This is a genomic window from Cardinium endosymbiont of Sogatella furcifera (genome assembly GCF_003351905.1).
Taxonomy (GTDB): Bacteria; Bacteroidota; Bacteroidia; order Cytophagales; family Amoebophilaceae; genus Cardinium.
In genome coordinates, this window is record NZ_CP022339.1 from 962014 (window position 1) to 983330 (window position 21317).

Below are 21317 nucleotides of genomic sequence, written 5' to 3' on the forward strand. Positions count from 1 at the left end.
CTACTAAGTGCTGCAACACAGCTGGGTATAAGTAAGATAGGTTTAAATATAAACAATAATAAAGAATAGATAGCCACTTAAAAGCTTAAAAATGGCTCTCCCTGTTATTGATCCGCTCTATTGAAGGGGTGATTTGCATAGACTATACTTTTATACAGTTGTGTTATAGGGGTAGTTCGTTTATATCATCGTTTTCGTGGGACCTATTTTTAGATGCATAGTTGATTACGTGTACGCTATCATATTTCGTTTTATTGCCACCTAATAATACCAAATGTTGGCCAACAATTTGTATAACATGCTTTTGTTGTCCATCTTTGTCCGTATAGCACCTATGGTTTACTTTTCCTTCTATGTATACTTGTTTGCCTTTGCTTAAATATTGCGCAGCAATTTCTGCATGGGGTGTCCAAAGTATTACTTCGTGCCAGTCGGTATGGTTTATTTTTTCTCCTTCTTTTGTTTTATAGGTGTCATGGGTAGCCAATGTAAGTTGTACCCGCATGCGCCCATTTTCTAAGTGGCGTATTTCTGGATCTTTGCCTAGATTGCCTAAAAGAATCACTTTATTAACGCTTGCCATATATCGATCGTGAACATAAAAATAATTTGCATCTCTGCCCAATCTAAGACATTCATACTTGCTTTGCAAGTAGGTTGTACGGTTATGGAAGGCAGTTAGCGAGAGACATTAATTGGGGAAGGAGAGCATAGACTAGCTTCTAGCCTTTTGAGCAGGGAACCAGCAATAAGATGCCCCTTATCCCTTCTTACTTCAAGTGAGCGTTTAATAATAAAGGTAAGCAGTTGCGTAGGGTGAAGGCCAATTTCTGCTGCTTGGTGGAATAAGAAAGAAGCAGGATGCATACCGGCTGTAGTATTGGGGTCATTTAGTATGATTTCGTTTTTAGGCGTGATGAATCCATCTATACGCGCATATACCTGACAATCCAGTAGTTGGAAGAGGGCAATAACCTGTTTACGGATTGCATCGAGTAGGGGGGGGGATAGCACCATAGGGGTTTGTTTTCGTACAATACCAGGTAGATATTTTGCTCTGTAGTCAAAATGCAGCTTCCCTTTGTGCATCTCGGTTGGGAGGAGTGCAATGGGGTGGTCTTGTTCTGCTTCTAGTACAATACAAGAAAATTCCCGTCCTTCTATAAAAGCTTCTATAATAATGACTGCTTCTGCTTGTGTGCTGGTTAATAGAATCGGCTCCTGGTGCTTTTGAAAATAAAGCGTTAGGTAGTCTAGTAATGCATGGGGGGTATAGAAAACTTGGTCTGCTACCAGCAGAGGAAATCCGATCCCCTCGCGCGGATCTATCAGCCTATTGAACCAAGCTTTTTGATCTGCTGGTGTATGGCTTTTCCAGCTATCATAGCTAATGGTTTCCATAAAGAATGCTTTATGCACAGCTGCTGTAAAGGCATGGGGGTCATGTTGGTGTACAATAGTCACGCCTATCGAGGAACCTTGTCTGCTGCTTTTCACAACGAAAGGGAGGCCAACCGCAGCGATGACTTGGTCTAATAGTTTATTGGTATCAGCTCTGTTGCGCCACTCTTTTTGCGTTAAAAGCATAGAAGGTGGCACTAAAAAACCTGCCTGTTGCAAAAGCTTTTGTTGAAATATTTTATCGATTCCTAGTGCAGCTGGTAATATACCAGACCCTGTATAAGGGATTTGATACCACTCTAATAGCCCTTGAAGGGCTCCATCTTCTCCATAAGGGCCATGCAAGCAGAGAAAAGCGACATCGAAATATTTAGAAAAATCAGCAGGCTCTATTTTTTTTCCTATCTTTTTTATGAATAGGGTATGACTTTCAGTAGCAGGCAATGATTCTATATATAGAGGGATTCCCTCAAAATTAGCTACAGCAGCAGATGGATAAAACTCCCGAATCGTACCCTGGTAGAGGTATTGTGGGTGGAGTAGGATAAAGTTCCCCAGACTATCTACAAATATAGGCACTGGGGCAAATATTTTGCGATCTAAGTGGTCATAAACCGTGCGTCCACCTGCAAAAGAAACCTCACGTTCTCTAGATTGCCCGCCAAAAAATATTCCTACGTTAATAGGCATTGGTAAACAATTAGGCCATTTTTTTTAATCCTCCATCCTGGCTGTTTGTATCTGTTGGTCTGAGTAGCTCTAAGCGTGTTCTACTAAGCTGCTCTAGGGCATACTTTTTATCGATAACTAATTTTTGTTGATCTTTTAAGGATGGTGCGGTGTACATTACTTCTCCCATAATGCTTTCACAGATAGCACGCAACCCTCTAGCCCCTAGTTTAAGTGCTATGGCCTGTTCTGCAATCAAATCAAGGGTTTCTTCTGTAAAGGTTAGTGCAATGCCATCTATGGCAAATAGTTTAATATATTGTTTAATTAATGCATTTTTAGGTTCTGTAAGAATGTGACGCAAGTCAGATTTTGTAAGTGGTTCAAGTCCTTTTATAACCGGAAGTCGCCCTACTAATTCGGGAATGAGCCCATACCCTTTTATATCTGATGCAGCAACATATTTTAGCATATCTTTATCCGCTACTTTGGCGCTACGTTTGGCGCAAAATTCAAATCCTATCGTATTAAAATTGATTCGATTGCTAATGGTTCTGGCGATACCATCAAAAGCGCCTCCACAAATAAACAAGATCTTTTCTGTATTGACTGCTGTGAGCTTCTGGTCTGGGTGTTTTCTGCCACCATGTGGTGGTGCATTCACAATAGAGCCTTCTAATAATTTCAGCAAGGATTGTTGGACCCCTTCTCCACTTACATCGCGGGTAATGGATGGATTGTCCCCCTTGCGTGCAATTTTATCTATTTCATCTATATACACAATCCCCCGCTCAGCTGCCGTAACCTCATAGTTGGCCGCATGTAACAAGCGACTAATGATGCTTTCCACATCCTCTCCAACGTAACCTGCCTCTGTTAAAACCGTTGCATCTATAATACAAAAAGGTACTTCTAGCATTTGTGCGAGCGTACGGACTAAATAGGTCTTACCTGTACCCGTTTCTCCAACCAACAATATATTCGACTTTTCAATGACTACATCATCTTCTATACTTGCTGAGTGGGCCAGACGCTTATAGTGGTTGTAAACAGCAATAGATAATGCTTTTTTAGCTTCTTCTTGCCCAATCACATATTCATCTAAATGGGCCTTAATTTCCTGTGGTCGCAGTAGATTAACCGGTTTGATATCGTTGATAACGTTATCTTCTTTTTGAAGTTGAATAATCTGTGCAGCTTGTGTCACACATTGGTCACAAATACGTCCTTCTGGACCAGTTACCATCATACTGACTATCTCACTCGCTTTTTTACAAAAAGAACAATGGGTTTTCATAATGGTAATAATTGTATGATTAATTTTTTTTCTCTTTTTCTAGCACAAAATCAATAATTCCATACTCTTTTGCCTCATTTGCACGCATCCAGTAGTCCCTGTCTGAATGGCGCTCTACAGAAGCATAATCTTGACCAGTATGTTTGGATAGAATATTATAAATATCCTTTTTAATTTCAATGATTTGCTGTATGGTAATTTCCATATCTGCAGCGGTTCCTTTGGCACCGCCTAGGGGTTGATGGATCATAATCCTGGCGTGTGGTAGGGAAGACCGTTTGTTGTGCGCCCCTCCAGCCAATAGTACAGCAGCCATGGAAGCAGCAAGGCCTGTGCAGATCGTAGCGATATCAGGCGAAATATATTGCATGGTATCATAAATACCTAATCCTGGGTATACAGATCCTCCTGGACTGTTGATATAAAGTAAAATATCTTTCTTGGCATCCACAGACTGTAAAAAGAGCAGTTGTGCAATAATAATGTTGGCGATGTTATCATCTACTTGTGTGCCTAAAAAAATGATTCTGTCCATGATCAGCCTGGAGAAGACATCCACCTCTCTAAAATGTGCGGGTCGTTGTTCAATGACGGATCGTGTCATATTTTCAATATCTGATACATAGTCGTGAACCTGCAAGCCAGTTGCATAACCATTTTTAACTGCAAATTTTTTAAATTCTTTTTGATCTAACATAAAGTAATGGAGGGTAAATTTTGTCTTGGCGCCTATATAGGCATTTTCTTGAAAGGTAGTACAAAATAATGTATTCACCAAATGTGTATTTTATATTTTACTCAATTCCTGTCATTCGGTTTTGGTGTTGCCATGGAAGGAACAAATGGTTGTGTAGTGCCTATAATAGAACGAATATGGGTTTGTATGTTAGGTAGGTCATCAGGTGCAAACCAGATTGTATTTTTATCTTTTTTAAACCAAGTCATTTGTTTTTTTGCATATTGCTTTGTGTTGGTTTTGATATGGTGTATCGCTTCTGTTAAGCTGCATTGGCCATCCATGTAGTCGAATAATTCTTTATAGCCCAATGTTTGCAAAGCGTTGGTTGTTTTGTAGGGATATAGTTTTTCAACTTCTTGGAGCAATCCTTGTTCCATCATAGCATCCACACGCAGGCTGATCCGTTTGTGCAGCAATGGTTTATCCTGAGTTAGTCCTATGGTTATCCTATTAAAGGGCCTGGCTGTTTGGGTTTGTTGGTTGCGTAGGGTGGAATAGGGGATGCCTGTACCCAGGCATACTTCTAATGCCCGGATGATCCTTTTAGGGTTATTAAGATCTACGGTCTGGTAGTAGATGGGGTCCTTTTCTGCCAGCAGTTGGGTGAGGTAGGGTAGGCCTTTTTGTGTTAAAGCAGCATTAAGGGTAGTACGTAGGTTGGGTGGTAGGGTAGGTATTTCCGCTAGCCCTTCACAAAGTGCTTTGAGGTAGAGTCCAGAGCCACCGGTTGCAATGACTACATCTTGATAAGTAAAGAGCGTATGGAGCCTTTCTAAGGCTTCTTGAGCAAATCTACCAGCTGTATAATTTTCTTGAATCGGTAGGAAAGCTAAAAAATGGTGGGGGATGCCCTTCATTTCTGCTGGTGTAGGTTGTGCCGTACCAATTACTAGGTCACGATAAAATTGCCTGGAATCAGCTGATAGAATCTCTGTTTGAAGGACTTCCGCTAGTTGGATGGAGCATGCAGTTTTGCCTATAGCCGTTGGACCCACTATAACGATGAGGTGTTTACGTTTGGCTGTGAGGGTGTCGCTGGGACGCATGGCTTATATTGATTACTTTAGTTATTTTCTAGTTATTTTCACATCTTCTGGTTGTTGTTGTCACTGGTATGGCTACTATTTTACGGATGCTAGCTGGTTCCATCTGTCTCCTTCTCTTCATCCTCTTCATCCTTCTCCTCCTCATCATCATTATTATCATTTTTTTCTTTTGTAGGTACTGGTTCTGTTGAATTTTGATTCGGTTGTTCGGTAGGCATAGATATATGGATGCTATTACCAGATCCAATTGATACGATTCCCTTGGGGTGTGTTGCTTTGATGGTTATAGGTCTGCCGTCAAGGGGTAGGTTATTTTGGTGCCTTGTCATGCTGTTATTTACATCTCTTGTGCTTTTTTCGGCCTGGATTGCTGGATCCTTTGTACCTATAGTTATTGTATTGTTTGATCCAATGCATACCGCTGCATAGGATTCAGTTGATGAAATTTCTATAGGTTTATCGCTAGGTTCTGTCTGATTCGTTGAAGATGGTATGGGTACTCTTTGAGGATTTGTTTCGCATTTACATGCTATTAAAATAGCAAAGTAAAAATATCTGCTTAATATAAATGTAATGGTACGCATGTGAGTGTTATGGGTTATGCTCCTTATTTCTTGTTTACTTCTTCTTCTTCTTCTTTTGATTGCTTTTGTTGTCCGGTTCTTGTTTGTCTCTTTTCGCTTTGCTATCAAGTATTACTTGTTTTATCTGTTGTATCAACTCGTATATTTTATTCTTTCTTTTTTCGTTTTTTCCTGATGTATTATTTTCTTGTGGTTGTAGTTCTTTGGTTAGTATATCAACATTTCGATCTACGACTGCTTTTAACTCGTTCAAACGATTTTTGTCTATATCTGTGCTCTTTAGTTCGTTTTCAATCTTTTTTAAAATTTCCTTTATATCTCTTAAATCTTCTATTGCTTTTCTTACCATTTCCCCTGTTTCCTTCATTTTGTTGATCGTTTGGAGTGGCGGTTTTTTTCTGTCTGTTAGTTTTTGTATTGTTTTGTCTAGATCTTTTAGTTGTGTTTCACAATCTGAGAGATGGAACACATTTAGTTTTCTATATCCTTCTTCTATGCGCGATGTTATTTGTTGACGCAGTAACCTTCTTTCTTCTTCTTCTTTTTGTCTTCTTCTTTCTTCTTCTTCTTTTTGTCTTCTTCTTTCTTCTTCTTCTTTTTGTCTTCTTCTTTCTTCTTCTTCTTTTTGTCTTCTTCTTTCTTCTTCTTCTTTTTGTCTTCTTCTTTCTTCTTCTTCTTTTTGTCTTCTTCTTTCTTCTTCTTCTTTTTGTCTTCTTCTTTCTTCTTCTTCTTTTAGTTTTTCTTCTGCTTTCTCTGCTGCTGCTTTTATTGCTTCTATTTCTTTTTCTATTTCTTTTATGTCTTTTTTTAGTTTATCTAGTATTTTTCTTTTGTCTTTTAGTTCCTCTTTTGCTTTGTCTCTTTCCTCTTTTGCTTTGTCTCTTTCCTCTTTTGCTTTGTCTCTTTCCTCTTTTGCTTTGTCTCTTTCCTCTTTTGCTTTGTCTCTTTCCTCTTTTGCTTTGTCTCTTTCCTCTTTTGCTTTGTCTCTTTCCTCTTTTGCTTTGTCTATTTCTTTTTCTACTGCTTTTATGTCTTTTTTTAGTTGATCTAGTATTTCTTTTTTGTTTTTCAGTTTCTCTTCTGCTTCGTCTATTTCCTCTTCTGCTTTTTTATTGTTACTATCATCCTTTGTTTTCTCTTTCCTCTTTTTCTTTTTCTCTTTTTTCAAATTTACATTCTGTTGACTAACTATTTGGCTACTATAGATCGTATTATTAGCTCCAACTATTACTATTCCGCCAGATTCTGTTGAGGTGATGGTAATAGATGGGCCATCTGGGGTGACGTTATTTGGGTGATCTGATGCTAAAGTATTTATGCCCTTTTTTCTCTGATCTACTAGAGTAGTGGTATCTATAACGACTCTATTATTTGATCCAATGCATACTACTGCACCAGCGTCTGTGGATGAAATGGCTACAGGGCCATAGCTATTTTTCTGATTGGTTGAAAGGTGTACGGGTAAGCGGATTTTGGTTGTATTGCACTTACATGCCACTATAAAAATAAAACAAACAAAAAGCTTTAGTATATATTTCATGGCATGCATTTGGCTAGTTTTAATTAAAACTTTGATCAGTAAATTTCTGTTTGTTGATGCTTAAGATAACTTGAGTTGAAGCTCAATGTATGTCTCTTGAAACGCATAACACAATCATTACTGGCCAAGTAATTAGCCTTTGGTAAGTCTTCCCTTTGGATTGAATATGCGTGGGACTTTATTTTCAAAAACCGACCCCCAACAGTTGCAGTTAAACCAGCCAAAAAGAGTGCTCTTATTTTTTTATTGTATGGATATTAAATATTTACAATTCTATGCAAATATAGAATAACTATATTGATTTTGCTAGTCAATCGACTTGGGTCTTGTTTTGGTTTTTTGACTTTGGTATCCTACTTGCTTTTGTGGTGGCTTTTTAGGTTTTGTGCGTTACGGTTTCTATTGAAGCTAATGAAGGGTATAGTGGCTGCTGATAAAGGTATGGGATGACTATGTTTGTATCTTTTCAGTGGTGTGGTTTTTAGGCAAAAATATTTTGTATCTATTCAAATCACTGGTCTTTTGTATCTGTTCAGCCAATGGCGTCAACTTAAGGATTATTTTTGCTGATTTTCAAATGTATATATATACATACATATATATATTCGCTATTGGTTAATAATGGGTTTTACCCCACTTTTTTCTTAATAAAAAAGTGGACAAAAAATCAAGCCCTCGGCAAAAAGTCGCTGAAAGTGCCATTTTACAGATGGAAAAACAGCTCGGTTCATTACTTTTACTGTGTGCCAACTTTTTATTGGCGAACATAAGCAGCGGCGTATACGCATTAGCCATTTCTGTCTCTGTGTTAGAATAGATATTCCTTAAGTTGACGCTATTGTCTGAACAGATACGCTTCAGATTGGGTATAACCGTTTGGTTGTATAGTTATGAACCAGCTTATAGCACCTTTTGTACCTTACAAATCAGTGCAAAGTATCCCATTTTTATAATATGTGGTTGTAGACCTACCGTTATTGTTTGTTTGTTTTGTATGGTTTTGTTCTATTGCTTGGTCGTTTTCTTTTATTTCCTCATATATAGGTTCTTCTTCTTCTTCTTTTTCTTCTTCGTTTGGTACCTTTCCATCAATAGGCTGCGTATCTTTGTTGGCTATCTCTTCATATATATTTTCTTCAGGCACTTCGTCATAAATAGACGCTTGTGTTGTATTGACTATTTGCGTAGGTCCTTCGTGTGTAGGTTCCGTTTGGGTAGACTTATGGTTGAGTTTGTCCCATGGCTCGTTGTATAGCTGCGGATATCTGTTGTCCTGTAATGGTAGGGGATATGTGCGCGATGCGTTCTTTTGAGATCTATTGAATGATGAAGACGATATTGCGTCATAGCTATCTTCGCTTTGATACCCGCTATCGTTTGCTTGATCATCCATCGATGGCATAGGGCTTGTTGCATCATTATCTAGACTATCTGTGGTTTGGTTAGCATCTTTTATGAGCTGATTGCAGAGATGGATTACGTCACGAGAGTAATCTTTTAGCTGTTGCACTTTTTGTATAAAGCCTTCTTGCATGTTTGGTTGATACCTCATTGGGCTGTACAGGGTAGTTGGTTTTTGACTGGTTTGATTAGATTGTAGTGGTATATTACCGGTGCATAAGTTATGTCCATTGAGTATCAGCACGCTGCTGGTTAGTAGGTATTTCGTTGTATGGGTGGTTTTGTTTTTTATGAATTGCATCTGTTTGTTTTTTATTTGTGAATATGCTGCTATAGCGCACTTAATCTGTAGCTTGCTACTTAAGTATCGCTCCATTTCTATATGGTAAGTAAATGCTGAAACTTATCCAAGTGCCCTGGATGCATCTTCTTTTATTTCCACCTTCTATGTGACCAAAGCCATAAGGCTGGATTTTGTAGGATGTTTGCTTCTAGCTTTCTGATATAGCGTTCGGCAATCTCTTGAGCTGGTAATTCGGCAGGCCTTGCTGTTAGTAGTATGGGTTTTGCTTGGTAATGCCCTCTTTTGATTTGGTCTATTTGGATGTAAAAAAGGGGCTGGTTATACTTTTTGGCTAGCTTGGCAGCGGTTAAGGAAACGGTAGTCGGTTGGGTTAAGAAAGTCGTAGGGTAGCCATTGTGCTTGTCAAAAGGGGCTTGGTCTATTAAGAGTGTGGTAGCCTGAGGCGGTCCCTTGTAGGTAGCCATATACCTGAATAAGGCAGCCATAGGCATAGCTTTTCGTTGGAAACGACTTCTTAGATGCAATACCACTCGGTCTGTGCTTGCATGGTGTAAGGGTTGGTAGCCTGCAGTTAGGATATAGGATGTTTGCCATGCAAGGGCATGGGCAATCCATTCCCAATTACCAAAATGGCCAGAAACCAGTATAATCGATTTCCCTTGCTTGTAGCACCTTTCTATCGTTGCTAAATCGTTCATGGTAACGTGTTGCAAAAGGAATGATGGTGTAATGGTTAAAGCTTTTATGTGTTCTAATAACAAATCACATAGGTGATGGTAAAAATTTTTTTCTATGGCATTGCATTGCTGGTCTGTTTTATTGGCAAATGCATGGGTTAGGTTTTGCCTTACTACCTTTTTCCTATAACCTATTAGGTAGTATATCACTATATAGCATAGATCTGAAATAGCATATAATAGCCGAAGCGGTAAAAGAGACAATAGATAACATAAAGCGTATATAATGGACATTTCAACGCATAATTTTTAACTTATCCAGTGCTTTTTTATACTTACGGGCATTTTTTAAATGTTCTGTATAATGACGCGCAAAGTAATGCGACCCTGAAAAGTTCTCTTTGGCGGAAAAAAACAGGTAGTCATGGGGTATATAATTGAGTACTGCATCAATCATTGCCACACTAGGTAAACCAATAGGTCCCGGTGGCAACCCCCTTCTACGATAAGAATTGTACGGGGAATCGATATAGGTATCCTGTTGCAACACCCTTCTAATACCGGATTGATTTTTGTTCAGTGCATAGATCAACATTGGACAAGATTGAAGCCGCATGTTGCGTTTGAGTCTATTGAGGTAGACGCCTGCAATCATAGCGGCTTCTTGCAGGTCGTTGGTTTCTGCTTGCACGATAGATGCCAAAATGGAGACCTCAATGGGGCGTAAGCCTATTTTTTTTGCTTTATCTAGCCGTTTGGGGTGCCAAAAATGTTGATAAGCCAGATGCATTTTGGATAATAATTGTGTGGCAGTAATGGTCCAGTATACTTCATAGGTATTTGGAATAAACATAGTTAATACATTCTCTGGTGTAAAGCCATAGGGCGCTAATTGTTGGGCATCATCCAGCAAAGCCCATAGTGTTGCCTTGTTTAGGCCTATGGGACGCACCAGTTGGTCTATTAAAGAAGCTTTATTGGCCGCAGTGGCAAAGGTAAGTTGAATAGGGTGTTGTCTACCACTTCGTAGTGTTCTAACCATTTGCCAGTTACTCATCTTACTAGTCAGGCGATATTGGCCCGGTCTATGGCTAGGATGGTACTTCAATAAATAGGTTGCCCATAAAAAAGTAGTTCCATTTTTTATATAGCTTTTATCATTTAGTTGTGTTTTGAGTTGGCAACGGGTGCACCCTCTTGGAATAATTACTAAACGATTGGTGGCGGGACTATTGGGCATAAAGAGGACTACATATAAGGCAATGCCCACCAAGATGCTTACCCCAACCATCCATTGTATTCTTTTTTTTGACCAAAAAGTAGTATAAAGAGGCGCTAACTCTACCATAGATTATGATGAATGGTACAATAAATTTTTATACTTGTGTTTGATGTGTTGATTATAGGGTATACTTATACCGCCAATGTGATGCCTCACCATGTTCTGCTATATAGTCCATGCGCTCTGTACGTATCTGCACCTCTAATTGTCCATATTTATAGGTTTCAAAGGTAAGATGGAGCGATTCATAGCTGCTGTCTCTTGGTGTACTGATCCAATCTCGCATAATGTTACACATTGGCTTGTAAAGGTTACTAATGATACTTAGCATTCTCCAACAAGCTACCTTTTCCTCTTGTAGCGTTTTTCCATCCATATGGGTCAGGATGATTCGGATGGCTGTAAGGTCATGTATTTGATCGAAGTTAACCTTTAGTTTTTGAATTTTATGCCAAATAGAATACACCGATTTGATCCGTTTTTTTATAATAAAATGAATGCCACGTGCTTGCAGAGCCGTTTGCACTTCTTCAGCAATAAGATTTAATTTTTGTTGCCGTTTTATTTTTGTCATCCCAAGTTTAGCAGTAATGGCATAGTAACTGAGTGTATCTGTATGTTTTAACCAAAAGTCTGCTAATTTGGTTTGGATATCATACATCCGCATGCGATGCGACAGTGGGATATAGAAATATTTTAACGCAAGTAGTAGGTGTGCACTAGAATGGATCAATGCTGAATCCAGGTTTTCTAATGTTATGCCACTACAATGTACGCGAATGATGTCACAGATTTGTAGCAAAATAGCTAAAATATGATCACAATTTATATCGGGATGATTTGGATAGTTACGAATGGTGTCACTGCGCAATCTATAGCTCTTTAAGGCTTTTAGCTCCTTTAATATGGAGGCTGTTTTTAAGCCAAAACGCTTTTCAATGGCTGCTGCTTCTATCAAACCTGCTAAGAAAGGAGGTGTTAAAAGCGCAGCTATAGCTGTAGGCAAATCCAAAGACATCTCTGTAGCAGCAATAATCGCTACTTGTAACGAATCTTTTACGCAACGTTTGAGTATGGTTTGATCCACGTATGCTTCAAAGCGTTCTGTCCATGCATAGGCTTCCTGGATAGCAGACCAGGCATGTTGTGTGTCATTTGCGTTGCGGCTTACCGCTCTGGCAAGCTGATGCAGATTCCAAGTATTTACATCAGGAACTTCATGTCTTTTCATTACTCTATATAATAAAAAAAATCTCACATTAACCGCTCTTAATTAAGCTTATAACGCCAACTTAGTGCTGATCCTTAAAGTGAATTTTCTTCTTTTAAAGTTACAAACTAATCTTGCGAATCGCAAAAATAGCGACTCCCTAGTAATAATCACCCAACTAAACCCAATGCATGTATGGTTAATAAAAGTAAAATTTATTATTAATAAAAAATAATTAAATTCACAATAAATCTATTGATTTTAGTTTTTTTTATGGTATAAAAATGGCATATATCAGATAACATGATCAAAACCTCTTTCTGATGCAGGGGGATCTACTTGTTTATGCCAATTAGTTATCGCTTGCTTCCATTGTGTCAATTTAAAGCGTGCATGCCCGCCGATAAAAAACTTGGCGCTTCAGTAAATTTGTAGTCTTTAGGCGAACGGTTGTTCAGTGGATTAGAAAAACAGTTCCTTAGAAGCCCGCGCAGCGGGCGCGTTCTGGTTTGCCTGTTGATGCCCTTGAGTTATACGCTAATGGTTTTATTGGTATTTTCACATGGGCGCATTATCTTTACAACCAATTTAAAATTTACCATTTTAATTCATGGTTACAACTATTTCAGAGGACTACCATATACCCGTGATGGTGGATGAGGTGATGAAAGGGTTGGCTATTGTACCAACAGGCAACTATGCAGACCTTACTTTTGGTGGAGGCGGTCATGCGAAAAGAATGATTGAATCGCTTGCCGGTGGCCATTTATTTGCTTTTGATAAAGACCCAGAGGCTGCGCAAAGGGCCCAATTGTTTACAGGTCAACCTTTAACCTTTATCAGAGCATCTTTTCAGTTTGTAAAGGAATTTATACACTTTTATGGTATCACACAATTGGATGGTTTGCTGGCAGATTTAGGCACCTCTTCTCACCAAATAGATACCCCGGAGCGTGGTTTTTCTATTCGATTTGATGGTGTATTGGATATGAGGATGGATCCTAATGTTCCCCATTCGGCGCAGCGGGTGGTGCATACCTATACCGTGGATCAGCTGGCCCATCTGTTGCATACCTATGGGGAGGTAACTGGTGCAACCGCTATCGCCAAGGCTATTGTCCAGGCACGCAACCATGCGCCTATTGTAACGACCCATCAGTTGAAGGCTATTGTTGAACCATTTGCGCCTAAGTTAAAAGTAAATCAATACCTTGCAAAGGTGTTTCAGGCATTGCGTATTGAGGTGAACAATGAGTTGGTAGCATTGGAGCGGTTGTTACAACATAGTGTAGAGCTGATTAAACCAGCAGGGCGTTTGGCTATTATTTCTTATCACTCTTTAGAGGATCGGTTGGTTAAAAACTTTTTGAATACAGGGAATGTATGGGGAGAGGTGCAACAAGATGCGTATGGCAATCTATTGCGTCCCTTTGTGCCTCTACAAAAAAAACCTTTTGTCCCCTCTATAGAGGAGGTCCGTAAGAATAGTCGTGCCCGCAGCGCACGGTTGCGGGTAGCTATACGTGTAGCGTAGCGCTATTCAACTAGGAAATAGAAGATCTATGGTTCTTTTAACAATCATGAATGGATAATGATTATAGCGTTTTTTGCACTTTTTATTTCAGCTTTACTGGGTGGCTTAGTGGTGGTTACGCAATGTTCCATAAAGATTTTACCACGTTTATTGACCTTTTCGGGAGGTTATCTATTGGCCAATACCTTATTGCATCTCATGCCTGAGCTTTTTAGTTCTAAGGTTATGCCCATCCATATTGGTGGGTATATCATGATTGGGTTTTTTTTCCAGCGTTTTATTGAAACGTTTAGTGCGGGCGTAGAACATGGCCACTCTATGGCGTCAGATTCAGGTCACTGCTGTGTAAAACACTACAAGCTATTTTCTTTTTTGACTTCTATAGCCCTGCATGCACTCTTAGATGGTACCCTGTTGGCGCATGGCCATGACCATCATGCTACCAATGATGGTCTTTTGTTGGGTATGATGCTCCATAAATTTCTAGAGGCGGTTGCTTTAATGAGTGTATTGGGTGGATTTACATTATCCATAAAACGGATGTCGTTTTATTTAGTACTGTTCTCTTTGGCCTCTCCTATAGGGTTGTGGCTCAGTAGCTATGCCAATCATTATATTTCTGACTATGGTAACATCATAGTATTGTCTATTGTAACCGGTAATTTTTTGTACATTTCGTCTACCATGCTTTTTGAAGCAAATCCCAATCATCACTCAAACCAATTTACGTTGTGGATCAGTTTATTTGGTGCTGGACTGGCGGCGTTTGTTGAATGGATCTTGTAGTGGGCTAGGCAAGGATAGGTTAAGTTTTAATAGGTAGCGACCCATCTATGGAATCATTTGACGTGAAGGAAGAAATCAAACGTTTAGTTGATTTGATTAACTATTACAATGAGTGTTATTTTCAAAAAGGGATCTCTGAGATTTCCGACTATGCATATGACCAATTGTTAGAACGGTTGGTGCAATTGGAGGCGGCTTATCCCCATTTCAAGTACCCTAACTCTCCCACTGAGGTTATTGGAGAACGTCCTTGTTTTTCAGCTGTCTACCACCAAACCCCTATGCTTTCTTTGGCTAAAACCTATTCAGAAAAAGAGATAGACCAATTTAGTACAAGGGTGCAAAAAATGGTTCTAAATGCGGCTGTAGATTTTATATGTGAACCTAAAATAGATGGGGTTGCTTTAAGCATCCTGTATAAAGCAGGTCAGTTGGTACGTGTAGTGACACGTGGCGATGGGCAAAGAGGAGATGATGTAACCCACCATGTGGGTCAATGTTTGCCCTTGCCCCAAGTCATTCAAGATGCCCCATGTGCCGAATTTGAGGTGCGTGGAGAAGCTTTTATGTCCAAGGCTGTTTTTAAGGCATTAAATGCCAGACGTCAAGCACAAGGAGAACCTTTATGGGCTAATCCCCGTAACATTACTGCAGGTACATTAAAAACATTAGATGTAGCTTTGGTTAAAGAGCGTCAATTGGCCTTTCATGGGTATAGTTTTTATGCCTCCTCTTATGACTGTCTGACGCAAGCAGCAGCCTTAATGCTGTTAGATAGATTGGGTTTTTCCACTACGTTTAAGCTGTGTCATAATGTGAAGGAGATAATGGCGTACATCCATTATTGGGCGCAACATAAAAAAGAGTTACCCGTTGATGTAGATGGAATAGTGATCAAGGTCAATAACCTCCATCAGCAACGTCTGATTGGTATGACTGCAAAGTCGCCTCGTTGGGCCATTGCCTATAAATATCAACCAGAGATGGCCCATTCCATTTTAGAAAAAGTAAGCTTTCAGGTAGGAAGGACTGGTGCAGTAACGCCAGTAGCGCATTTTAGTCCTATTCCATTGGCAGGCACTATGGTCCGTCGTGCTTCTTTGCATAATGCAGCTGAGATCGCTAGGCAAGATCTATATTTGGGTGACACGATTTTTATTGAAAAAGGAGGCGACATTATTCCCAAGGTAGTAGGTGTGGATAGGGCGCGTCGCAATAAAACCAGTCAGCCTATTATTTTTATAGATGTCTGTCCTGCTTGTGGCACATCGTTCCATAGAGCTCCAGGAGCAGTTGTCTACTATTGTCCCAATAAGCAGCAATGTTTACCTCAATTAAAAGGTGCCTTATTGCATTTTGCCCATCGAAGGGCTATGGATATAGATACATTAGGGCCTAAGACAGTCGATGCATTATTTGCGGCCAAGTTGGTTCAAACGGCAGCAGACCTCTATACATTGCGCTACGAGACCGTCAACCAGTTAGCAGGATTTCAAGCGCTATCTACACAAAAATTACTAGCCAATATTCAGGCGTCAAAGGTCAAACCTTTTGACAACCTATTGTTTGCCTTAGGCATTAAGCATGTAGGGGAGACGGTAGCCAAGCAACTGGCATGGCACTTTAGGTCTATGGCCCGTTTGCAACGGGCTACTAAAGCAGAACTCTTACAGCTACCAGATATTGGAGAGAAGATTGTGCAAAGCCTATTGGATTATTTTCAGGACCCTTACGAGCAAGCTATGCTTGACCGACTGAAAGTAGCCGGGTTACAGTTTGCCCTACCAGAGGTAGTAGATACCGTTTTGCCATTATCCTCAAAAAGTTTTATTATTTCAGGTACCTTTCAAAGATATACCAGGGAGGCATTGATTCAATTAATTGAACAAGCAGGAGGCAGGGTCTTGTCTGCTGTTTCTACTAAGGCCGATTACTTAGTAGCAGGTACCAAAGCTGGGCCGTCAAAGTTGGCCAAGGCCATGCAATGGGCGATTCCCATTTTAGAAGAAGATGAGCTTATAAAGATGATACAATGATGGGTCTATACTTAAGTTTTAAGTTTTTTGTTTTAGGGATTGTTACCCGTTGTCTCGCAAAACATAAGACACTGGTACGCAGCAATGTAGGGTTGAGCCGGGCCACTACCATAGGGGTACTCTATAGCTATGATAGCCCTGCCAAACATGAAGTCGTGCAACGTTTTATTCGAGATTTAAAAAACTTGGATAAAAATGTTAGTGTGCTTTGTTATACCACAGGGAAAGACCGTGTGCATCCCAGTAGTCATTTACGTTATGCTTTTAGTCATCATGCCATTACTATTTTAGGAAAGGTAAAAGGTGACCGTATCAAAAAGTTTATAGAGACCCCTTTTGACTATTTGTTTCAATTAGATTTGACTACCAATTCGGTATTAGATTGTTTGGTAGCCAAACAGCGCGCCAAGTGCCGTGTGGGACATTTTGATCCTATGCGTAAAAATTTATTTGAAGTGATGGTAAAGGTAAGTCGGACCGTGCCCATCGAAGATACGAAAAGATTAGCCAGTCAGATGTTGCATTATACGGGCTGTATGGAGGGGTAAGGCATGGTTAGGTTATCTGGATAAAAGCATCTTATCACCCTCTTTTGATCCATTAAAAAGCGTGTAACTGTTCTAGCAATAGCGTTAACTTAATGAATATATTTTATTGATTGTCAAATAAAAGAATATATTCTCGCCATTGGTTCATAATGCATTTTATCCCACTTATATCTTGATAAAAAAATGGACAAAAAATCAGTAACTTGAGCAAGAGATACCTGTCATTTTAATTGGCGTTTGCTTCCATTGCGTCCATTTAAGGTGTTCATGTCCACCGATAAAAAAACTTGGCGGACATTTGCAACGGCGTATACGCATTAACCATTTCTATCACTGTGTTAGAATAGATGTCCCTTAAGTTGACGCCATTGACTGTTCTAGGTTACTGATATTGAATACTAGGCTATACGTGTGACCTAAACACCTTATTATGACTATCTATTTAGATAATGCAGCTACTACCCAATTGGATCCAGAAGTATTGGCTGCTATGATGCCTTATATGGCCCATTTATGTGGCAACCCTTCTTCTGTGCATCGTTATGGTTGCCATGCAAAAGCAGCCCTTGAAAAATCTAGAAAAACAATAGCCCGCTTATGCGATGTGGCGCCTGCTGAAATCGTCTTTACTTCTGGTGGTACAGAGGGGAATAATATGCTATTAAGAGGTATGATAGAGGCCATGCAAATTACCCATGTATTGACTTCTCCATTGGAGCATCTTTCCGTTCGGATGCCTCTAGAAGCGTTGGCCAAGCAGGGCAAGATTCAATTATCCTATGTGCGGGTTGATCAAACTGGAGACTTTATGTGGGATGAAATAGAGCAATGGCTCAAGCGCCATCCACGTGCTTTGGTGAGCCTGATGCAGGTCAATCATGAGATTGGTAATATAACAGATATAGCAGCTATGGGGCAGCTTTGCCGAAGCCATGGTGCATTTTTGCATTCAGATACGATTCAGGCGGTCTATTGTGGGCTTCTTTCCTGCTTGTCTTCTCACCTTGCTGTGGGCTCTGCCCATAAAATACATGGGCCCAAAGGTATTGGATTTGTTTATATTGATACAACTGTATCTGTTGCACCCCTTATTACTGGAGGCAGTCAAGAGTTAACCATGCGTGGAGGCACTGAAAATGTAGCCCATATTGTTGGCATGGCTAAAGCATTAGAAATTACTGTTCGTGATAGGCAAAAGGTGGTCGCCCATCTGTTAGCCATCAAGCAACATATGATCGCTTTACTAAAAACGCATCTGCCCGATATTGTTTTTAATGGCCATAGTGAAAGCTTAACCCAAAGCAGCCCCCACTTGTTAAGTATTTCATTGCCAAACTGGAGTGAGTCTGATATGCTGGTTTATCATTTAGATATTCATGGTATAGCCGCTTCTACAGGTAGTGCGTGTACCAGTGGCAGTGCGTTGGGTTCGTCTGTTATAGCTGCTTTACAAAAAGACACCCACCATGCCATACGTTTTTCTTTTAGTAAAAATACGACCCTTGCAGAGGTTGAAAAAACAGTTGCCTTGCTAGCGCAACGTTGTGCAAAGTAGATGTTTACATACCGAATGCATGTTAAGACTAAATGGTATCTGTTCACGATACTGGTTAATGCAGTAAGCTCAGTAATTTTAAAGTTCTACATCCTTATAGGGGTCATATTGTACGACCATTACACCAAATTCATGTAGAAAATTTAAGCCCTCTTCACAATCCAGATTTTTATAAGTTGCGTAAGAATCCTTGTATACAACCTTTTTGATGCCTACACTAAAGATAATGCGGGCACAAGGCAGACAGGGCGAAAGCGTGGTGTACAGTATCCCATCCTTTACATTGATGTGATGGGTTAATGCATACAGCACCGCATTTTGTTCTGCATGAATGGCTAAAAAACAACTTCCCCTTATATTTCTTGCACAACCCGTTTTAGGCCATATTTCATCGCAATTATAGGCGCCAGCTGGTGGGCCATTGTATCCTATGGAAATGATGCGGGTCTCTTTTGTTAACACAGCGCCTACTTGTTTTTTAACACAATGTGAGCGTTGGGCCAATTGCATCGCCAAGGACATAAAAATAGCATCAAATGTAGGTTTTTGCGTCATTAATATATACTACTATAGTGGTATCTGCCTCCCCCCTTGGAATTTAATCAATTTTTTGCATTACTGCTTGATTTTTGTATGCTTTTAATAAAATTATAAAGCAGAAAAGATGCGCTATGGTATTGGTATGTTGCTTCCTACTCGCTTAAATCTAACGTATAGTACAGTAACAAATCCAATCCTTTTTTATAAATTTAAGCAACGATTGAGATGCTGTATGGAAACATATTGAAGCGGTTAAATACTGTATCAATCAATTAAAGGTATTGAAAATCAGTTGTTGGGTTGGGCATTGGTAGGATGAATCGTAGGCTATATCGTCCAGTTTTTGCGTTATATTGCTAGTTTTAACAAAATTCTCTATAAATTTACAGTCATCCTAACGAACCAGTGTCCGTGCATAGACACTTTAATTTTTTGATTTCATAAAAAATAATGTCCCATACTGGAAAAATTATTCAAATTATAGGTCCTGTAATTGATGTTCGTTTTAATGAGGAAGCTAGTCTACCTAGTATATTAAATGCATTGTATATCAAAACCCCATCTGGTAAATCGGTGACCTTAGAATGCCAACAGCATCTAGGTGAGCATTGTGTACGCGCCATTGCTATGGAAGGTACAGAGGGGTTAATGCGCGGTTTAGAGGTAATAGATACAGGTGCTCCTATTCAAGTACCTGTAGGCGATGCGGTACGTGGTCGTCTTTTTAATGTTACAGGGGCCGCTATAGATGGTATGCAGCAACCAGAAACAGATAAGAAGCTACCCATTCATAGAACGCCCCCCCCTTTTGATCAACTTTCTTCCACAACAGAAATCCTCTATACCGGTATCAAGGTGATTGATCTGCTGGCGCCCTATGTGAAGGGTGGTAAGATTGGCTTATTTGGTGGTGCAGGTGTAGGCAAAACGGTGTTGATTATGGAGTTGATTGATAACATTGCTAAATCCTATAATGGACTTTCCGTATTTGCTGGTGTAGGAGAACGCACCCGTGAAGGCAATGACCTTTTGCGAGAAATGATTGAAGCAGGTGTAGTCAATTATGGCGAAGCATTTGTGCAGGCTATGGAGCAAGGCGATTGGGACCTTAGTAAGGTAGATCAGAAAGCGTTACAAACCTCTCAGGCTGCACTTGTATTTGGTCAGATGAATGAATCGCCTGGCGCAAGGGCACGGGTAGCGCTGACAGGGCTTTCTATTGCAGAGTATTTTCGTGATCATGGTGAAGGTGGAAAAGATATTCTCTTTTTTGTGGATAATATTTTTCGTTTCACACAAGCTGGTGCAGAAATTTCTGCTTTATTGGGTCGCATACCTTCTGCCGTAGGTTATCAACCCACCTTAGCTACCGAGATGGGTGCCATGCAAGAACGCATTGCCTCTGTGAAGCATGGTTCTATTACCTCTGTTCAAGCAGTTTATGTGCCAGCGGATGATTTAACGGACCCTGCTCCTGCGACTACCTTTACCCATCTAGATACTACTACGGTCCTTTCCAGAAGAATAGCTGCACTGGGCATTTATCCGGCAGTAGATCCTTTAGCTTCTTCTTCTAGAGCCTTAAATCCTGAAATCTTAGGCCACCTCCATTATGGTACCGCTCAGAAGGTAAAAAGAACCCTTCAGCGTTATAAAGAACTACAGGATATTATAGCTATTTTAGGTATGGATGAACTTTCAGAGGAAGATATACGGACGGTCTACCGTGCTAGAAAGGTAGAGCGGTTTTTATCCCAGCCATTTAATGTAGCAGAAAGATTCACAGGACTTGCAGGCACACGTGTGCCTATAGAAGATACCATTAAAGGCTTTAATATGATCATTGATGGGGCAGTAGACCATCTGCCTGAAATGGCGTTTAATTTAGTTGGGAATATTGAACAAGCCATTCAAAAAGGAGAAAAACTGCTAGGCCATCAGGGTAAAGAGAGTCATTAGTATCATTTGGTGGCGTGTAATCTATAACAAGTCTGTAAAAAGATTATAAAATCTATTTTTTTAATTAAATTTACTAGGTAACATCATACAATCAAGTATGTTATTGAGGTGAAGAGATGGCGTAATGTTTAATATTATCATCCATAGCGGTTCTTTTTTTCATCGGTTAACTTGATCTTGATCCTAATTATATGTAAATATGTATTTTT

Annotated in this window: 18 protein-coding genes; 6 read left to right on the forward strand and 12 right to left on the reverse strand. The window is 39.8% G+C overall.

The genetic code is table 11. The features are described 5' to 3' along the window. Positions 1-163: 163 nt before the first annotated feature. The 11 genes from CE557_RS04295 to CE557_RS04350 all read right to left on the reverse strand — a co-directional run bounded on the left by CE557_RS04295 (position 164) and on the right by CE557_RS04350 (position 12171). Positions 164-583, reverse strand: coding sequence for a single-stranded DNA-binding protein (locus CE557_RS04295; protein WP_114910348.1), 420 nt, complete (start codon positions 581-583; stop codon positions 164-166). 95 nt (positions 584-678) lie between these two features. Next, positions 679-2091, reverse strand: coding sequence for a D-alanine--D-alanine ligase family protein (locus CE557_RS04300; protein WP_114910349.1), 1413 nt, complete (start codon positions 2089-2091; stop codon positions 679-681). 10 nt (positions 2092-2101) lie between these two features. Then, positions 2102-3367 (reverse strand): ATP-dependent Clp protease ATP-binding subunit ClpX, encoded by a 1266-nt coding sequence (clpX, locus tag CE557_RS04305; protein WP_114910350.1) that lies wholly within the window; start codon positions 3365-3367, stop codon positions 2102-2104. Between the two features lie 19 nt (positions 3368-3386). Beyond that, positions 3387-4064, reverse strand: coding sequence for a ClpP family protease (locus CE557_RS04310; RefSeq protein WP_114910482.1), 678 nt, complete (start codon positions 4062-4064; stop codon positions 3387-3389). Between the two features lie 101 nt (positions 4065-4165). Beyond that, positions 4166-5152, reverse strand: a complete 987-nt coding sequence (miaA, locus tag CE557_RS04315; RefSeq protein ID WP_114910351.1) for a tRNA (adenosine(37)-N6)-dimethylallyltransferase MiaA — start codon at positions 5150-5152, stop codon at positions 4166-4168. 89 nt (positions 5153-5241) lie between these two features. After that, positions 5242-5844 (reverse strand): hypothetical protein, encoded by a 603-nt coding sequence (locus tag CE557_RS04320; RefSeq protein WP_162790008.1) that lies wholly within the window; start codon positions 5842-5844, stop codon positions 5242-5244. Next, on the reverse strand, positions 5771-7276 hold the full coding sequence (locus tag CE557_RS05070; protein ID WP_162790009.1) for a coiled-coil domain-containing protein: 1506 nt from the start codon (positions 7274-7276) through the stop codon (positions 5771-5773). Before CE557_RS05070 ends, CE557_RS04320 begins: the two co-directional genes overlap by 74 nt. Positions 7277-8195: 919 nt before the next feature. Next, positions 8196-8978, reverse strand: a complete 783-nt coding sequence (locus CE557_RS04335) for a hypothetical protein (RefSeq protein WP_114910353.1) — start codon at positions 8976-8978, stop codon at positions 8196-8198. Between the two features lie 131 nt (positions 8979-9109). Next, positions 9110-9952, reverse strand: a complete 843-nt coding sequence (locus tag CE557_RS04340; protein ID WP_114910354.1) for a lysophospholipid acyltransferase family protein — start codon at positions 9950-9952, stop codon at positions 9110-9112. Position 9953: 1 nt separating this feature from the next. Next, on the reverse strand, positions 9954-11006 hold the full coding sequence (gene mltG, locus CE557_RS04345) for an endolytic transglycosylase MltG (RefSeq protein WP_114910355.1): 1053 nt from the start codon (positions 11004-11006) through the stop codon (positions 9954-9956). A 52-nt stretch (positions 11007-11058) separates the two neighbouring features. Beyond that, a complete protein-coding gene (locus CE557_RS04350; protein ID WP_114910356.1) occupies positions 11059-12171 on the reverse strand; it encodes an HD domain-containing protein in 1113 nt (370 codons plus the stop codon). 589 nt (positions 12172-12760) lie between these two features. Here CE557_RS04350 and rsmH point away from each other — a divergent pair. The 5 genes from rsmH (at position 12761) to CE557_RS04375 (ending at position 18609) form a co-directional block, all read left to right on the forward strand. Then, positions 12761-13684, forward strand: coding sequence for a 16S rRNA (cytosine(1402)-N(4))-methyltransferase RsmH (gene rsmH / locus CE557_RS04355; RefSeq protein WP_114910357.1), 924 nt, complete (start codon positions 12761-12763; stop codon positions 13682-13684). A gap of 57 nt (positions 13685-13741) precedes the next feature. Continuing rightward, positions 13742-14470, forward strand: coding sequence for a ZIP family metal transporter (locus tag CE557_RS04360; protein WP_114910358.1), 729 nt, complete (start codon positions 13742-13744; stop codon positions 14468-14470). 47 nt (positions 14471-14517) lie between these two features. Next, positions 14518-16506, forward strand: coding sequence for an NAD-dependent DNA ligase LigA (gene ligA / locus CE557_RS04365; protein WP_114910359.1), 1989 nt, complete (start codon positions 14518-14520; stop codon positions 16504-16506). Beyond that, positions 16503-17054 (forward strand): DUF6913 domain-containing protein, encoded by a 552-nt coding sequence (locus CE557_RS04370; protein ID WP_114910360.1) that lies wholly within the window; start codon positions 16503-16505, stop codon positions 17052-17054. Before ligA ends, CE557_RS04370 begins: the two co-directional genes overlap by 4 nt. 430 nt (positions 17055-17484) lie before the next feature. Then, positions 17485-18609, forward strand: coding sequence for a cysteine desulfurase family protein (locus CE557_RS04375; protein ID WP_114910361.1), 1125 nt, complete (start codon positions 17485-17487; stop codon positions 18607-18609). A gap of 78 nt (positions 18610-18687) precedes the next feature. Here the strand turns inward: CE557_RS04375 and CE557_RS04380 are convergent, their stop codons facing one another. After that, on the reverse strand, positions 18688-19164 hold the full coding sequence (locus CE557_RS04380) for a deoxycytidylate deaminase (RefSeq protein ID WP_114910362.1): 477 nt from the start codon (positions 19162-19164) through the stop codon (positions 18688-18690). Positions 19165-19599: 435 nt separating this feature from the next. Between CE557_RS04380 and atpD the strand changes: the two genes are divergently transcribed. Next, positions 19600-21108, forward strand: a complete 1509-nt coding sequence (atpD, locus tag CE557_RS04385; protein ID WP_114910363.1) for a F0F1 ATP synthase subunit beta — start codon at positions 19600-19602, stop codon at positions 21106-21108. Positions 21109-21317 lie beyond the last annotated feature (209 nt).

What these genes read in the sequence shown, in the direction of transcription:
- mltG (WP_114910355.1), bottom strand. Translation starts at nt 11,006, where the DNA reads ATGGTAGAGTTAGCGCCTCTTTATACTACTTTTTGGTCAAAAAAAAGA.
- CE557_RS04360 (WP_114910358.1), top strand. Translation starts at nt 13,742, where the DNA reads ATGATTATAGCGTTTTTTGCACTTTTTATTTCAGCTTTACTGGGTGGC.
- CE557_RS04375 (WP_114910361.1), top strand. Translation starts at nt 17,485, where the DNA reads ATGACTATCTATTTAGATAATGCAGCTACTACCCAATTGGATCCAGAA.
- clpX (WP_114910350.1), bottom strand. Translation starts at nt 3,367, where the DNA reads ATGAAAACCCATTGTTCTTTTTGTAAAAAAGCGAGTGAGATAGTCAGT.
- ligA (WP_114910359.1), top strand. Translation starts at nt 14,518, where the DNA reads ATGGAATCATTTGACGTGAAGGAAGAAATCAAACGTTTAGTTGATTTG.
- atpD (WP_114910363.1), top strand. Translation starts at nt 19,600, where the DNA reads ATGTCCCATACTGGAAAAATTATTCAAATTATAGGTCCTGTAATTGAT.
- CE557_RS04350 (WP_114910356.1), bottom strand. Translation starts at nt 12,171, where the DNA reads ATGAAAAGACATGAAGTTCCTGATGTAAATACTTGGAATCTGCATCAG.
- CE557_RS04335 (WP_114910353.1), bottom strand. Translation starts at nt 8,978, where the DNA reads ATGCAATTCATAAAAAACAAAACCACCCATACAACGAAATACCTACTA.
- CE557_RS05070 (WP_162790009.1), bottom strand. Translation starts at nt 7,276, where the DNA reads ATGAAATATATACTAAAGCTTTTTGTTTGTTTTATTTTTATAGTGGCA.
- CE557_RS04295 (WP_114910348.1), bottom strand. Translation starts at nt 583, where the DNA reads ATGGCAAGCGTTAATAAAGTGATTCTTTTAGGCAATCTAGGCAAAGAT.
- CE557_RS04370 (WP_114910360.1), top strand. Translation starts at nt 16,503, where the DNA reads ATGATGGGTCTATACTTAAGTTTTAAGTTTTTTGTTTTAGGGATTGTT.
- CE557_RS04300 (WP_114910349.1), bottom strand. Translation starts at nt 2,091, where the DNA reads ATGCCTATTAACGTAGGAATATTTTTTGGCGGGCAATCTAGAGAACGT.
- rsmH (WP_114910357.1), top strand. Translation starts at nt 12,761, where the DNA reads ATGGTTACAACTATTTCAGAGGACTACCATATACCCGTGATGGTGGAT.
- CE557_RS04380 (WP_114910362.1), bottom strand. Translation starts at nt 19,164, where the DNA reads ATGACGCAAAAACCTACATTTGATGCTATTTTTATGTCCTTGGCGATG.
- CE557_RS04310 (WP_114910482.1), bottom strand. Translation starts at nt 4,064, where the DNA reads ATGTTAGATCAAAAAGAATTTAAAAAATTTGCAGTTAAAAATGGTTAT.
- CE557_RS04340 (WP_114910354.1), bottom strand. Translation starts at nt 9,952, where the DNA reads ATGTCCATTATATACGCTTTATGTTATCTATTGTCTCTTTTACCGCTT.
- miaA (WP_114910351.1), bottom strand. Translation starts at nt 5,152, where the DNA reads ATGCGTCCCAGCGACACCCTCACAGCCAAACGTAAACACCTCATCGTT.